The 16,159-nt window shown below is 57.5% G+C and carries 10 protein-coding genes; 5 read left to right on the top strand and 5 right to left on the bottom strand.

What is annotated here, in order from left to right:
• Positions 1 to 409: 409 nt before the first annotated feature.
• Positions 410 to 1,813, bottom strand: coding sequence for a chromosomal replication initiator protein DnaA (dnaA, locus tag HY868_15230; protein MBI5303485.1), 1,404 nt, complete (start codon positions 1,811 to 1,813; stop codon positions 410 to 412).
• Positions 1,814 to 2,135: 322 nt separating this feature from the next.
• On the opposite strand from dnaA, the gene HY868_15225 reads away from it, so the two are divergent.
• Positions 2,136 to 4,088: a hypothetical protein gene (locus HY868_15225; protein MBI5303484.1), complete on the top strand. Its 1,953-nt coding sequence runs from the start codon at positions 2,136 to 2,138 to the stop codon at positions 4,086 to 4,088.
• A 186-nt stretch (positions 4,089 to 4,274) separates the two neighbouring features.
• Here the strand turns inward: HY868_15225 and mutY are convergent, their stop codons facing one another.
• The 3 genes from mutY to HY868_15210 form a co-directional block, all read right to left on the bottom strand.
• The gene (mutY, locus tag HY868_15220) at positions 4,275 to 5,372 is read right to left on the bottom strand and encodes an A/G-specific adenine glycosylase (GenBank protein ID MBI5303483.1); all 1,098 of its coding nucleotides are present in this window, start codon (positions 5,370 to 5,372) and stop codon (positions 4,275 to 4,277) included.
• A gap of 68 nt (positions 5,373 to 5,440) precedes the next feature.
• Positions 5,441 to 6,676 (bottom strand): hypothetical protein, encoded by a 1,236-nt coding sequence (locus HY868_15215; protein MBI5303482.1) that lies wholly within the window; start codon positions 6,674 to 6,676, stop codon positions 5,441 to 5,443.
• A 93-nt stretch (positions 6,677 to 6,769) separates the two neighbouring features.
• Positions 6,770 to 7,312 (bottom strand): GNAT family N-acetyltransferase, encoded by a 543-nt coding sequence (locus tag HY868_15210; GenBank protein MBI5303481.1) that lies wholly within the window; start codon positions 7,310 to 7,312, stop codon positions 6,770 to 6,772.
• 349 nt (positions 7,313 to 7,661) lie between these two features.
• Between HY868_15210 and HY868_15205 the strand changes: the two genes are divergently transcribed.
• From HY868_15205 to HY868_15195, 3 genes are read left to right on the top strand one after another with little or no spacing between them, the layout of a single operon-like run.
• A complete protein-coding gene (locus HY868_15205; protein MBI5303480.1) occupies positions 7,662 to 9,224 on the top strand; it encodes a G5 domain-containing protein in 1,563 nt (520 codons plus the stop codon).
• Positions 9,225 to 9,276: 52 nt separating this feature from the next.
• Positions 9,277 to 9,642, top strand: a complete 366-nt coding sequence (locus HY868_15200) for an HNH endonuclease (protein ID MBI5303479.1) — start codon at positions 9,277 to 9,279, stop codon at positions 9,640 to 9,642.
• Complete coding sequence (locus HY868_15195) at positions 9,639 to 12,290, top strand: O-antigen ligase family protein (GenBank protein ID MBI5303478.1); 2,652 nt, start codon at positions 9,639 to 9,641, stop codon at positions 12,288 to 12,290. Before HY868_15200 ends, HY868_15195 begins: the two co-directional genes overlap by 4 nt.
• Before the next feature lie 47 nt (positions 12,291 to 12,337).
• Here HY868_15195 and HY868_15190 read toward each other — a convergent pair whose 3' ends face one another.
• On the bottom strand, positions 12,338 to 14,677 hold the full coding sequence (locus HY868_15190) for a PAS domain-containing protein (GenBank protein MBI5303477.1): 2,340 nt from the start codon (positions 14,675 to 14,677) through the stop codon (positions 12,338 to 12,340).
• A gap of 462 nt (positions 14,678 to 15,139) precedes the next feature.
• Here HY868_15190 and HY868_15185 point away from each other — a divergent pair, with 462 nt between their 5' ends.
• Positions 15,140 to 16,078 carry an SDR family oxidoreductase gene (locus HY868_15185; protein MBI5303476.1) on the top strand — a complete coding sequence of 313 codons (939 nt, stop codon included), beginning with the start codon at positions 15,140 to 15,142 and terminating at the stop codon, positions 16,076 to 16,078.
• Positions 16,079 to 16,159 lie beyond the last annotated feature (81 nt).

Below are 16,159 nucleotides of genomic sequence, written 5' to 3'. Positions count from 1 at the left end.
AATCGGCGCGAATAGAATGGGTATGGCTTGTGGGCGAAAATTTGTGGTTTTCCACATTTTTTTGATGTTTTTCAGTGTCCAATAGATTGTGGTCGGCTTGCCGAACCAGCACAAATTGTAGCATAACAAAGTTTGGTAAGATTGAGGTTATCCCCAAGTCGGCGTCTTTATCCCCAGATTAATGGCAGTTATCCACAAAAAAATCATAAATCAACAGACATAAAGTTAGATGGAAAAGACAAGTGGTTGACAGAAAAAAAGTGAGTTTTCATCCTTGCGAAGGTTTGAAGGTACAATTCTCTAGAAATGGAATTTGGCATCGTCGCGTTCTGTTTCGGCAAAGTGGTGGGTAACCTTCGCAAGGTTGGGCTGGGTACACAAAAAACCGGGCAAGTGCCCGGTTTTTTCGTTAGGTGGCTTGGTTGTAAAGCCGCTCTTTGATCGCCAATACTTCCCGACGGCGCTGGTTGTCCGTCTCGATCTGTTCGGCGATTTTTTCGTAGGCGTACATCACGGTCGTATGATCGCGCCCGCCGAGCAATTCGCCGATCTGCGGGAGCGAGGCGTCGGTCTCTTCGCGCAAAAGGTACATCGCCATTTGGCGCGGCACGACGATCTCTTTGTTACGCCCGCGCCCCGTCAAGTCCGCCAAGTCCACGCGATAAAACTCGGCGACGACTTGAATCACTTGCGCTTCGGTGATCGGTTGATGGCGCAGAATGTCTTGGAGCACGATTTCGGCGAGGTCCACGGTCAACGGCAGTTTCATCAATTGGGCGTGACCGTACACGCGCGTCAGCGCGCCTTCCAACTCGCGAATGTTGCTTTGCACTTTGCGCGCGATGAAATCGAGCACTTCGCTCGGCACCGCGACGGAATGGCTTTCGACCTTGGCGCGCAAAATCGCGATCCGCATTTCGAGATCCGGCGGTTGAATATCGGTGATCATGCCGCCCTCAAAGCGCGAGCGCACGCGGTCTTCCAGCGTCGAAATCGCGCGCGGGTGGCGGTCGCTTGAAATCACGATTTGTTTGTTCGCTGCGTGCAAGTGATTGAAGGTGTGAAAAAATTCCTCCTGGGTGGACTCTTTGCCGCCGATAAATTGGATGTCGTCAATCAGCAACACATCCACCTGGCGATACAATTGGCGGAATTCTTCGGTGGACTGATTGCGAATCGAATTGATCAGGTCGTTGGCGAAGGTCTCGGATGAGACGTACATCACGCGCTTGCCATGCACTTGCGGATGCTGTCCGAGCGCGTGCAGTAAGTGTGTCTTACCTAACCCGGTGCCGCCGTACAAAAACAGCGGATTGTACGATTCGCCGAGATGTTCGGCGACGGCGAGTGCGGCGGCGTGCGCTAACCGATTCGAGTTGCCGACGATAAAAGTTTCGAAGGTATATTTGGGATTGAGTGGGCGAGTGATGCGTCCAGCAAAATCGGTCTCACGCGGATTGGCGGTGGCTGGCTCTTCGCGCTTGGGTTCCCGTTCGTCTACCTGCGCGTGACCCAGCAATGGGGTGGTGCGTTCCGCCGGTGGGTCTGTTCGTTCACGCGAAGATTTTTGATCTTTGACCACGTAGCGTACCTCCGCCGACCGACCCAGGATGCCGGTCAAAGTCCGGTGGATAGTGGTGGACAGACGATTTTCGAGCCATTCTTTGGCATACGGGCTATGGACGCCGACGACCATCGAGCCGTTGTCGTACCCAATCGCATACGTGGGGCGCACCCAGGTATCGAAGGTCGCTTTGGTCATCTGTAATTGCAGTTCGCCGAGCGTCGCGTGCCATATCTCTTGAGGGTTCATAGGTGTGTCCTGTCTGCGCAGGGAAACAAAAAAGCCGTGACCGCGCTGTCTCGGTATCAAATGCCGCAAGATTGTAATACATCTTGGGATTGTACGCAAGATGAAAACCTTAAAAAGGAAATCCGCGTGCCGGCTTTTTAAGATTGGACTCGCCGGTAGAAAAGATGTGGACAAAGCGCGCACTACTCGTGCAGGTTAAGAAATCTATACGCGTATCCCCCACGCCTAGTGGTCGTTGAAAAAAATGCCACAAGAGGTGTGGATGAAAACGGCGGTACATGTGGATTGGTTGTGGAAAAAATGTGTGTTATAATCGGCGGCAATGCGTAAATGGATTTTCCTCGCGCTCGCCCTCGTGATTTTGATCCCCGCAACGATGCTGGTGTATCTTTCGCAAACCACGCGACAACTCACTGGCGTCGTGCGCGATGCAACGAATCAACAACCCATTGAAGATGCGTTACTGAACCTTGCCGGCAATCTTGCCGCGAGCGACACGCGTGGCGAATACGCCGTGTCTTTGCCGCCTGGCGCGACCTTGCTCGCGGTCGAAGCGGAGCGCTACGCGGCGGCGCAGGTTTATCTCGACGCCGTGAGTCCATTGTCACAGACTGTCGCGCTCGATGTGTGGCTCATGCCGAATCGCGTTGCCGGCGTGGTGCGCGATGCGGAGACGCACTTGCCTTTGCCAAACGCGTCGGTCACGGTCGGCGAACAGAAACTTGCGACGAACGCGCAGGGCGCGTTTGAAGCGCGCGGCGTAAAAAAAGGCGCGATGATCACCGCCGTACTGCTGGGTTATCAATCGTCCACCCAGACGTTCGACGAGCAGAACGATTTCGATTTCCCGCTCGCGCCGAACGTTCTCGTCGTCGCGGTGAGCGATGTGACGACCAAGCGCCCGCTGGCGAATGCGCGTGTAGAATTCGGAAACCAAACGCTGACGACCGGCGCGGATGGTCGCGTCGAATTGCGTCGTGTGAAACCTGGGACGGCGATTCGCGTCGCGCTGGCTGGCTACGACGCCGCAAGCGCGCCATACACCGGGAACGCGTCGCTCGCGTTTGCGTTGCGCGCAAATGTTGTCGAAGGCGTGGTCACCGACGCGGTGACGAATCAACCGATCAGTGGCACGTTGATCTTTCTGGGCGCGACGAGTGTGACGACGAACGCACAAGGCAAGTATCGCATCGAAAATGTTCCACCCAAGGCGACGATCTCTTTGCTCGCGCCCGGCTATCGCAAAACGCCGGTCGAAGTCAGCGGCTTGGCGAGGCGCGATGTGAAACTCGCGCCGTTCCACGCGCGCGGCATTCGCATACCATTCGGCGCGACAAACGATCACGTGTCCGAGCTGATTGACATGGTGACCAAGACGGAATTGAACACGGTGGTCGTGGATGTAAAATCGGAGAAAGGGCGCATTGCCTGGGATTCCCAGGTTCCGCTTGCGAAAGAAATCGGCGCGCGTCTACCGCAAAGCGTGGACCTCGTGGTCGTGCTCGACGCGTGCCGCAAGCACAACATCTATTGCATCGCGCGAATGCCGGTCTTTCAAGACACCTTGCTTGCCACCTCACGCCCAAATCTCGCGATCAAGTATACAAACGGTGTGGTGTTTACCGAGAACGGCGGCAGCGCGTGGACGAATCCGTACCATCAAGATGCGTGGGCGTATAATCTGGCGCTCGCAAAAGAAGTTGCCGCGTTGGGCTTTGAAGAAATCCAATTCGACTATGTGCGTTTTCCTGGCTTGTGGAACAATCTCTATTTCGGCGCGGGGGTGACGAATACCGAAGAGACGCGCATCGCGACGATTAGTGGTTTTCTCGCGCGGGCGCAAAAGGAATTGCGTCCGACCGGCGTGTTCCTCTCCGCGGATGTGTTCGGTTTGACGACCGCAACCGACGACGAGCAATACACCGGGCAACGGTTGCGCGATCTGGGTCCGTACCTCGATTACATTTCGCCGATGGTCTATCCCGATACCTGGGTGCGCGCGGAGGATTTGTTATCGCGCGGGCTGGGTATTCCGAATTGCACCGAAGCGGTGCGCTGTCCGTACGAGGTGATCTTCAACAGCACCAAACGTGCGATGGAAAAAACACCGACGCGCATTCGTCCGTGGTTGCAAGCGTACAGCGGACGCGGCGATTTTGGACTGACGCAATATCGCGTACAGAAAAAAGCCGCGGCGGACGCGGGCAGTCACGGCTGGCTCTTTTGGAACGGCACGGGCAGTTACGACATCAAGTTGTTCGACGCGAAAAAATAAGTCGTGGGTAGACCGGTAGACAAGAAAACCGGTAGACATGGTGGCGATGCCAACTTGTCTACCGATTTTCTCAACAGTGTAGCATGGCGACCGACAGGGGCGATTGAAATCGCCTTTGGTGGGCGTTCCGCCGGGCGTCCATCCCTCATTGCATTCGGGACAATTGCCATTTTACCGGCGGGCATGCTACAGTCTCATTTTCTCGATTACTTTGAGATTCGCTTTTGGAAACGCGTAACGCGACAGTGCGTCCGGTGCGACCCACTTGAACGCCGCGCATCCAATCGCGCGCGGGCGACCGCGGACGTGTTTGCACTGGAACGCGTGCAGTGTGATCGCAAAGTGCGAGTACGCGTGTTCCACCTCCGCGAATTTTTCTCCGACCGCGATTTCGATCCCCAGTTCCTCGCGCACCTCGCGCGCGGCGCATTTTTCGAGCGACTCGCGTTTTTCGCGATGACCGCCCGGAAATTCCCACAGCCCGCCAAGCAGCGCGTCGTCTTTGCGTCGCGCGATCAACACCTTGCCGCGTTTCCAGATCACGCCCACTGCGATTTCATGATGGGGCAGTGGTTTCTTTTTTTGCTTGATCGGCAACTCATCTTGAATCCCGGCACGTCGCGCGGCGCACCCGCGTTTCAGCGGACACGCGTCGCACGCGGGTTTGCGCGGCGAGCAAACCGTCGCACCGAGTTCCATCACGGCTTGGTTGAACTCGCCTGCGAGTCCGTGTGGGACCAGTTCCGTCACCAACTCCCAGAGTGAATCCTGCGTCGCTTTGCTTTTAGAGTCGCTCTCAATCTTGAAATAACGGCACAATACGCGCGTCACATTGCCGTCGAGCACCGGCGCATCGCGCTGGAACGCGATGCTGGCGACCGCGCCGGCGGTGTAACGACCAATGCCGGGCAGCGCGCGCAGTTCTTCGACGGTGCTGGGCAGGTTGCCGTCGAACCGCGCGACGATCTCTTGCGCGGCGCGATGCAGATTCCGCGCGCGCGCGTAGTATCCCGCGCCTTCCCAGGTCTTGAGCACGTCGTCGAGCGGCGCGGACGCGAGCGCGTGAACCGTTGGAAAGCGCGCGAGGAATCGTTCGTAATACGGGATGACTATGGCGACTTGGGTCTGTTGGAGGAGCGTTTCAGAAATCCAAACGCGATACGGATCGTGCGCGTCGCGCCGCCAGGGGAGAGCGCGTTTGTGGGTGGCGTACCACGCGAGCAAACGTGCGGCGATGTTTTTGCGGGAGCGAGCGGATAAATTCTTTGCTGACAGGACACTCATGCGCGATTTTCAAAAACCACAGATTGTTTTTTCTGTGCAATCTGTGGTTCAACTTTTCTTGTGGCTGGCTAGATTTTCTCCATCACCAAAATGTACTCAACTGGGTACGCGAGCATCTTCGCGTTTGCCGCGGAAGTGAACTTACCGGTTTCGGGGTCGCGTGTTTGCGGGAGAATTTTGGAAGGAATCTCGCGCTTGATGATGGCGTGTTTGCGAAAGCCGATACTTTGCATCTGCTCGACAAACACTTCAGCGTTGCGAATCGCGACGCCTTTCAACGCCGTGTTGCCGATGACGATGCACGCCTTGCCGCCGGGTTTGAGCGCGCGGCGCATCTCGATAAAACATTCGAGCATGTCCGCGAAATAGTTTTGCACCTCGCGCGATTTTTTCGTCTCGCCCATCGCGCGACAAATTTCGTCCGCGAGCTTGCTCTGCAACGCGATGTCATCGCGCGTCGAGTGCGCGGTGCCGATGAACTGTTTGCGAAATTCCGGGAGCGAGTCGCAGTACGCCAACCACAGCGCGGCAAGTTGGTGCAAGTCGGCGTACTCGTACGAGGTGACGTACGGCGGCGAGGTGACGACGAGCGTCGCGGCGTTGTCCGCGACCGGCAACGCGCGCGCGTCGCCGCACTGCGCGATGCGAAACGCGTCCGGGTTCTCGCGCACGCGCGGCGCGAGTGCGTCCCAGAATGCGTGATTCTGTCTGAGCATCGCGCGCGTTTGTCGCGCGAACGCGGCGACCGGGTCCGCCGGCGTTTTGTGTGGATCGCGCGTCGGCTTGACACTGCGTTGCAGCCAGATCGAGCACGATTTCAAAATCTGCGCGAACGCGACGAGGAAGAAATCGCGCACGGGCGCGTCGTCCATCGCCGAGACCGCGCCGAGAATCGCGCCCAGTTTTTCTTTTTGCGCGCGCGTAAACCAATAGTCAATCCGTTCGTTCGCCGGAATGATCGCGCGCGCGTTTTCGAAATCGAGTAGCGCGAGTGCGTGCTTGAGCGTGTCCGGTTCGATGGGCGTGGCTTTGACGCGCGCGACGAGATGCGCGACCGGGTTGATGTCCACGCCGACGCCGACACGTGCCTGCATCATCGCTTCGATGATCGTCGTGCCGCTACCCATAAACGGGTCCGCGATGATATCGCCTGCGCGGGACAATTCGCGAATCAAGCGCGCGGCGAGTTGCGGAATGAATTTCGCCGGGTAGGTGTAATAGCCGTGCGTGATATAGCGCGTTTGCGCCGAGGTGCATTCGGTGAACGACCAGGTTGGGTCGGGCACGATGTTTGACCAATTCACTCAGTTTGCCTTTGTCGAAATGATCAACCACAGATTTCACAGATTCCACAGAAAAAAATCCATGCAATCTGTGAAATCAGTGGTTGATTCAAATTATCCTGGGCGCGCGAGGGCGTCCCATTCCTCGCGCAAAAGGTCCATCAGAATTTCATCGTGGAACGTGCCGTTGCGAAACAGACCTTGCCGCTTGACGCCGACGCGTTTGAAGCCGGCTTTTTCGTACGCGCGTTGCGCGCGCGGGTTGAAATCGTACACCCACAACTGGACGCGGTTCAATCCCAGTTGCTCGAAGGCGAAACGCAAGAGTGTGCGCGTCGCGTCGGTGCCGTACCCCTGGCTCCAATAATTCTTGTCGCCGATAAAAATGCCGAACGTCGCGGTGCGGTTCTTCAAATCCACGTTGTGCAAACCGCAGTTGCCGATGAGTTGTCCTTCGAGTGTGCGGATGCCAAAGACAAAATTCTCCTTGCTCTTGCGGCGATTCTCAAACCACTCAGTCTCGTCTTCGATGTTCATTGGGATCGGAATACCGGGCATCAAGAACTGGCTCACTTCCCAATCGTTCAGCCATGCGACGTACTTGGGCAATTCCTCGCGTTGCACTGCGGCGAGTTCCACTTGTTCACCGCGCCACATCGTTCGCCTCCATCGTTGAAATTGCGCGGAGTATAGCACGAACGCCGCGTGGATACAACTTGATGCAGGTTTCGGCATCACGCAACCTGTGCTGTGTTGTGGTTGAAAAGGTTTTGACGACAAATCAAATGTGATTGCTGTTCAACCTTCGCAAGGTTTTTTCACTACCCAAAAACTTGACGCACACCCAGCCGCCTGCATCGGTTTGCTCGCGCGTGTGACCTGTGCTACACTTGCGCCCATGTCCGGTCTATCACGCGTTGGGGCGAAGCATTCGCCCAAGCCAACTCTAAATATCAAACGCGATGCTATCCGTCGCGATGGTTCGCCAGCTATCGCGATTTTGCGAATGCTTAGACCCTACCTTGTTTTCATCGCGATCCTCGTCTGCGCGTGCGCGCCGACAACCAAGCGCGTCGTCCTCATCAGCGACGGCGAACGACGCGTGTTCGACACGCAAGCCGTCACCGTCGAAGACGTTCTGCGCGAGCAACAAATCCCGGTCGGTGAGTACGACCGTGTGGACCCGCCCCTCTTCGCCGAGGTGGGACGCAGCGCGACGATCACTGTCACCCGCGTCGAAACGCGCGTCGAGTCCGTCTCCCAGCTCTTGCCTTTTACGCGCCAAATCGTACGCGATGAAACCTACCCGCAAGGTCAACCGCGCGTACTGCAACTCGGCGCGAACGGCTCGGTCGCGATCACCTACACGATCACCATCGAAGATGGCAAAGAGACCGGGCGTCGCGAGACCGCGCGCAAAATAATCGCGCAACCTAAAGACGAAGTGCTCGCGTTCGGAACCCAGGGCAGTATTCCCAGCGTTCCCATTTCCGGCACACTCGCGTATCTCTCGTACCGCAACGCGTGGGTGATGCGCCAATCGAGCGGCGAAAAACGTCCGCTCACGGCAAGCGGCGATCTCGACGGACGTGTGCTTTCGCTTTCGGCAGACGGACGGTATTTGCTTTTTTCGCGCGCGGCAAGCGACGCCGCGAACGCGCTCAACGCGCTGTGGATCGTGGACACACTCGTCAGCGGTGACGCGCCGCGCCCGCTCGGTGTGAACGATGTGCTGTGGGCGCAACTCGCGACCGACGCGCGCGCGCTGGCGTACACGACCGGCGAAAAGATCGAAGGCGCGCCGGGTTGGAAAGCGCGCAACGATCTCTGGGTTGCGCCGCTCGCCCTGGGCGACGGCAACGTATCGCTCAGACCCGCGCAACAAGTGTGGAAGCCGGCGTTCCCCGCGCCGTACAGTTGGTGGGGCGCGAATTTCGTGTGGGCGTCGGACAATCGTTCGATTGCTTACGCGTTCTCGAATGAAATCGGTTTCGTAGATGCCGGCGACCGCGCAACCGACGACAATCGCACGCCGCGCCGCGCGCTGAAAACATTCGCGCCGTTTCGCACGCGCGCCGATTGGGTGTGGACTCCGCAAATCGCGTGGTCGCCCGATAGTCGTTTTATCATCGGCGTCGTGCACGCGCCGCTCGGCAACCCGCTCGCCGCGAGCGACGACCCAACGTTCGAGGTGTGGGCGCTCGCGCGCGATGGCTCGGTGAGCGCGCCGCTGGCAAAACAGACCGGGATGTGGTCCGCGCCGACGTGGTCGCCGGCGAACGCGCGCGGTGAGAGTCGCATCGCGTTCGGCGTATCGCTCTCGCCGAGCGACAGTGAACGCAGTCGCTACGCGCTCGAAGTGATGGATCGCGATGGCGGAAACAAGCGACGCATTTTTCCGCAAGCCGATGAAACCGGGTTGACGGTCGTGCAGAGCGCGTGGTCGCCGAGCGCGCAACAACTCGCCGCGATTCGCGACGGCGATGTGTGGTTGTACGATTTCGCGACGAATCGCTGGGCGCAGCTGACCGCGAATAGCGCGTCGTCGTTGCCGCGGTGGGCGCGGTGAAGCGGATGGCGAATGGCGAATGGCGTATTGCGTGATGCGCGAGGGTTGAGACGTGACAAAAAAACAATTGCGCGAGATAGTTGAAAAAACAAACGGGCATTGTCATTTTTGCGGCAACAAACTGGATTTTGATAAACGCGGTTGGCGACCAGGTAGTTTGCGCGGCTATTGGGAAGTTGACCACGTAACTCAGCGCGCTAAAGGAGGCGCGCGTTCGGCAAAGAATTGTTTACCTGCCTGTACGAATTGTAACCGCCTGCGCTGGCATCGTAACGGCATAACATTGCGGCGAACAATCGTATTGGAAATAATCGCACGGCGTGAAATCCACAAGAATAGTGACCTTGGTAAAAAGTTGAAAAGATTGCGAGCGAATCGTCGTCGAAAAAATATCGCGCGAAGAGAGACGCAGGATTGACAAACACATCACGAATCATTCGCGATCTATTTATCCTTCTCATTTGCGCGGCGGCGCTGGCTGGCTCCGCCGGTTTTGCATTCATTAAGTTTCGCGATATGCAAACGCAGACGCGCGGGGTTGGCGATTTGGAAAATCGCCCCACGCAATTCGGCGTGAATGTTTCGCTCGAACAGTACTCGGACGCGGATTTGAATCGCGCGCTCGCGCTGATTCGCAACGGCGGCTTTACGCTCGCTCGCCAGCATTTTTATTGGGACGACCTGGAACCGAAACGTGGCGAGTTCGCGTGGGAGAAAGCAGATCGAATCATCTGGCGCGCGCGCGAAAATAATCTTGACCTCATCGCGGTGATTGACACGACGCCCGCCTGGGCGCGCGATCCAGGCGAAGCCGACCTAGTGAACGCACCACCCGCCAACCCGGACAATTACGCGCGATTCGTCGCCGCGTTCGTGGAGCGGTACTCGCGCCGAGACAACTGGGCAAGTCGTCTCTATATTCAAATCTGGGACAATCCGAACGTGCACCCGTTTTGGGGTCGCCGCAATGCCGACCCGTCCGAATACACAAAACTTTTGTGTGCGAGCGCACGCGCGGCGCGCGCGGCGAATCCTCAAATCAAAATTCTCTCTGCCGGTCTCGCGGCGAGCGAAGAATTGATTCGCGAGCACCCAGATTTTTCGGACGTGTTGTACTTGCGCGGGATGTATGACGCGGGCGCGCGCGAATGTTTTGATATTCTCGGCGTCAAACCGTATGGGATGTGGTCGGGCGCGGATGATCGCCGCGTGGCGATGGACACGTTCAACTTTTCACGCGCGATTCTTTTGCGCGAGGAAATGCTCGCGCGGGGTGATGCGAAGAAACCAGCATGGGCAGTGGAGTTTGGATGGAACGCGTTGCCGACTGATTGGCGCGGCAAGTCTTCTCCCTGGGGTTCCGATTCCGAAGCGACGCAAGCCGCGCGTCTCGCCGGCGCGATTCAACGCGCGCGGAGCGAGTGGGGCTGGATGAACGCGATGATCGTTCAACATTTCCAGCCGAACGCGCCCAGCGATGACCCGGTATGGGGATTCGCACTCGTGGATAAGAATCTCGAACCGCGCGCGCTGTACACTGCCGCGACGCGCGCGATTGCCGCGCCGGTTCTCCTCGCGTCGTTCGATTACGCGCGATTCTACGTAATGCTTGCCGCGCTCGGCGTGCTCGCGCTGATTGCCGCGTGGCAAGCGTGGCGTGCGTTGTGGCAATTGCCAATCCACGCGTGGTGGCAACCAATTGAAACGCGCTTCGTCGCATTGCCGGAAATCGTCCAGTTTGCCGCGCTCGCGCTCGCGGTCGTAGCATTTTACTATTCGCGCAACGCGGCGCTGAATTTCGTTTTGCTCGCGCTCGTGGTTTTCCTGTTTGCGCTGCGCCGCGACCTGGGATTGGCGATCACGGTTTTTACAATTCCGTTCTACCTGTTCCCGAAAAATCTAATTGGCAGCGCGCAGTTTTCGCTTGTCGAGTTGCTGACGCTGGCTTCGGTTGTCGGATGGATGATTCGCCAAGTGGGAGAGAAAGGGAGCAGGGGAGCAGGGGAGAGTTACGTTTCACGTTTTACGCATTACATTTCACGGCTTGCATCTCTTGACATTGCTATCTTCTTCTTTATCCTCGCCGGCGTTCTCTCGGTCGCGATTGCCGCGAACTTTGGCGTGGCGAATCGCGAACTGCGCGTGATCGTCCTCGAACCGGCGTTGCTCTACGCGTTGATCCGCGGGTCGAATTTGTCCGCGCGCGCTCTGCAGCGACTCGCCGACGCGTTCATCTTGTCCGCGCTCGCGGTATCGCTGATCGGGCTTTACCAATTCCTATTTACCAATTACGTGATTGTCGGCGAAGGTGTGCGGCGCATTCTCGCGGTGTACGGCTCGCCGAATAATCTCGCGCTTTATCTCGACCGCGCGTTGCCGCTTGTCCTCGCGCTCGCGTGGTTTGCGGATGATCCGCGTCGGCGCATCGCGTACGCGCTCGCCGCGATTCCAATTGGGGCATGTTTGTTTTTGACGTTCTCGCGCGGCGCGTGGTTGATCGGCTTGCCAGCCGGTTTGCTCGTCATCGGCATGCTGAGTGGTCGCCGTGCGCGGCTCGTGCTGATCGCGTTGCTCGTCGTTGCCGTCCTCGCGCTGATTCCGTTCTCGCAAACCGAACGCGCGCAATCGTTGTTTCAACTCGGTACCGGCACCGGCTTTTTCCGCGTGAGCGTGTGGCAGTCCGGCTGGGCGATGATTCTCGATCACCCGATCCTGGGTGTCGGGCTGGACAACTTTTTGTACGCGTATCCCAAGTACATCAGCGCCGACGCGTGGCGCGAACCGAACCTCTCACATCCGCACAATGTTGTTTTGGATTTCTGGGCGCGCATGGGTATTCCTGGGTTGATCGCGCTGGGGTGGATGGTTTTTGAATTCTTCAAGAAGGGGATCGGGGAACTGAGGGAAATAAAGGGGAATGCGCGCGCCCTCGTCATTGGGTTGATCGCGAGTATGAGCGCCGCGCTCGCGCACGGTTTGATTGACGCGGCGTACTTTTACGTGGACCTCGCGTTCGTGTGGATGCTCACGCTTGGATTCGTTAGCCAGATTGACCGGAATGACTAGTCTGACCATGCCAGAACCCAGGTTCCGTGAAGAAACCTGGGTTCTTTCTATTTACCCGCGTCTCTTTTTCGATGCGCTTCCTTCTCGCAGTACATTTGCGCGTCCGCTTGCCGCAACGCCTCGTTCAACAATTCGCCCCGCGTAGCGGTGGCAACGCCGATAGAAAATTCTAGCGGCGCATCATTCTCCGCCGCGTTGTGCAGCTTGAGATGATGACGCACGCGCCGCAAGGTTATCTCTGCCGCGTTCGCGTCGGTGTTCGGCAAGAGCACCGCAAACTCATCGCCGCCGATGCGCGCTACCACGTCTTCGGCGCGAAAGGATTTGCGTAGGACGCTTGCTGCGCGCTGGAGCAACGCATCACCCGCCGCGTGACCTTGCTGATCGTTGACGGGTTTGAGCCGGTCCACATCCACCATCACGAGCGAGACGGGGAATTGACGACTGTGTTCCAAGCTCGTCAGTTCAGATTCAAAAAACGCGCGATTGAATAGTTGCGTCAGCGTGTCGTGAGTGCTGAGATATTCGAGTTGCTGTTCCGCGAGTGTGCGCGCGGTGACATCCCAGAAAACGATTTGCAAGCCGCCGATCGCGCCTTCACGATCGCGCAACGGCGTCTTGAGGACCTGGACGAATCGTTTGCTCCCGCCCAAGGGTTGATGTTCTTCGACGGTTTCGAACGTGTCGCCGGATTCGATGACGCGCAAATCATCGGCGCGATATTTTTCCGCCAACTCCGGCGGGTGCAAATCCCAATCGGTTTTGCCCATCAGGTCCGCTAACGATTTGCCGAAGGCTTCGCAATAACGCGCATTGGCAAAGACCAACCGCCCGTCCAAATCTTTGCGGCACAAACTGAGCGGCAATGCCGCCACCAGCGATTGGTATAACGATTCGCTCGCGCGCAACGCCTCTTCCATTTGACGACGCTCGGTCAGGTCGGTGATCACCGCAATCGCGCCGGCGTATTGACCAGCGTGCCAGCGCGGCACGCCGGTCACCAACGCGTGGACGTGCGCGCCATCCGGACGGCGCACGTGCATTTCATACGTCGTCGTCTTGCCTTCCACGCGATTCGCCTGCGCGAGTGCGAGTGTGTCCAGGTCTTCGATGACCGTCACGTCGCTTGGACATTTGCCAATCAGATCTTGGACGGAATAGCCGGTCATGCGCGCGTACGCCGGATTGACGTACACGAAACGATCTTCCTCATCAATCACCGTCAAGCCCTGCCCCATCGTGTTGACGATCTGGAGAACGAAATCGCGTTCCGCTTCCAATTCTTGCGCGATGTGTGTTTGCCGCGCGTCGCGTTGTTCGAGCGCATCCGCCATCTCGTCAAAATCTCGCGCCAGCTCACTCAGTTCGCTGACACCGTATGGCAACGTCGTGCGCGCCGATAAATCGCCCTCGGCAAGTCGCCGTGTCGCGCGCAACAGCGTATTGACACGCCGTACGATAAACCAATCGCCGCCGTACCACGCGAGCACAAACACGAGCGCGGTCACCAACGCCAACGCGACCAGTTGGCGCGTGAGGATCGCATCCTGCGCGGCAAACGCAACCGCGCGCGGAACGCCGATCAGCACATGCGCGCTCGAATCGGTTTGATCGTGCAGTGTGGTAAACGCATACAAAAGCGGCACATCGTCCATTCCCAATCCTTGCGCCGTGCCTTCATTTTGCGCGAGAACGGTTTTGGCGATGGCATAATCGGCGGCGAGCTTGCCGACCCAGTTTTCCGGATTGGGGTAGCGCGCCAGAATCACGCCATTCCGATCAAGGATGACAAGTTGCGAACCTTCCGGCAAGCGCGCGCTCGCGGCGACTTGATTGAGCCAGGCGAGATCCAGTCCCGCCGTTACGACGCGCCGAACTTGTCCAGACAAATCGAGTATAGGATAACCCAAGGCGAGTGATGCTTTATGGCTGATTAGACCAACTTGATAGTCGCCCACCGCAAATTCGCGCGTTTCGAGTGCGCGACGGAAATGTGGGCGCTCGGCAATATCGAACTTGCCGGTAAAAGGAATGGCGCTGCACAAGACCGCTCCATTTGGATCGGCGACGGCAAGGTTGGCGTACGCAGAGTTTTGTTGGATGACGCGGGCGAGCAAATCGTTGCACGCGGTCGAGTCATCGCTTTGAATCTGAGGAAGTAAAGCGAGCGTGGTCAACAAAGCACGCGCGTTTTCGATGAGGTCTTGATGCGCATCGGCGGCAAAGTGTGCCGTCCGCAACGCGTCGGCTTCGATCTCATCCACTACGCGCTCGCGCTGTTGCAGATCCAGGTAGAAAATCAGACCCAGCATCGGCGCTACGGCGAGGAAAACAAGCCAAAGTAAACGTGCGCGCAAACTCATCAATGAGCGAAGCGCCTTGGACATAACGAGACCTTTCAAACAACCTAGCCCGGAAGAAGCAGACCTGTCTAAGAGAATGTTTAGGAACAGCCAACCTTGCGAAGGGTTAGCCGACAAAACAAGTGTGGTTTGCAGGCGACGGGCGCGTCATTGAGAAACGCGTTTCTAATCAACCTTCGCAAGGCATTTCGCCGAATTGCTAAACAAGCACTATGAGAACTGGTATTCATTATACTGACCTGTCCTGGATTTGGCAAAAGTACATCGTGCCTATTTCAACATTCGGCATGGGTGTACGTCAAGTTTTTGGGTGGTGAAAAATCCTTGCGAAGGTTGAACGGCTATCATATTTGATTTGTCGTCAAAACCTTCGCAAGGTTGAGTGTTCCAAAATTTTGACGCACACCCATTCGGCATGTGTCATTTGTCATTTGCCCATTTGTCATTTATAATTGCGCCACATCGCTTGTGGAGGCATAAACACCGATGAGAATCCTAATTACCGGGGGCGCCGGCTTGATCGGCTCGCACCTCTGCGATTATTTCGTCGCGCGCGGCGACAACGTGATCGCGATGGACAATTTCATCACCGGCAGCCCCGACAACATTGCCCAACTGCAGGGCAATCCGCATTTTACGTTCATCCGGCAAGATGTCACCGAGCACATCCGCATCGAAGGGTATCTCGATGCGGTTCTCCATTTCGCCTCGCCGGCAAGCCCCGTCTCGTACATGGCGTATCCGATTCAAACGCTCAAGGTCGGCGCGCTCGGCACGCACAAGGCGTGCGGCTTGGCGCGCGCCAAAGGCGCGCGCTTTTTGCTCGCGTCCACGTCCGAAGTGTACGGCGACCCGATTGTCCATCCGCAGCGCGAGGATTACTGGGGCAACGTCAACCCGATCGGTCCGCGCGGCGTGTACGACGAGGCGAAACGCTTTGCCGAAGCCATGACGCTGGCGTACCATCGCGCGCACAATGTCGAGACGCGCATCGTTCGGATTTTCAACACGTACGGTCCGCGCAACGCGCTCGACGATGGACGCGTCGTGCCGAATTTCATCGGGCAAGCCGTGCGCGGCGAACCGTTGACGGTGCATGGCGACGGACAACAAACGCGTTCGTTCTGCTACGTCGGCGACACCGTCGAAGGGATCGTCCGTTTGCTCGAATCGAACGAGCGCATGCCAGTCAACATCGGCAACCCGAACGAAACGACGATTCTGACGTTCGCGCAAAAGATCATCGCGATCACGGGCAACCAAGCCGGCATCGTCTTTCGTCCGCGCGGCGTGGACGACCCGAACCGGCGTTGTCCGGACATTACCAAAGCGCGCACGATCCTGGGGTGGGAGCCGCGCGTCGAATTGGACGCCGGTCTCACCACGACGATAGAGTACTTTAGGCGCAAGATCAAAGGTAAGTAGTTTGATAGTTGAGTAGTTGGATAGTTGGGTGCTTGAACAATTAAACTATCAAACTATCAAACTACCCAATTATCCCAACTG

It is taken from the genome of Chloroflexota bacterium (genome assembly GCA_016219275.1).
Classification (GTDB): Bacteria; Chloroflexota; Anaerolineae; order UBA4142; family UBA4142; genus JACRBM01.
The sequence above is the reverse complement of the archived record's forward strand: the minus strand, read 5'-3'. Positions and strand labels throughout refer to the sequence as shown.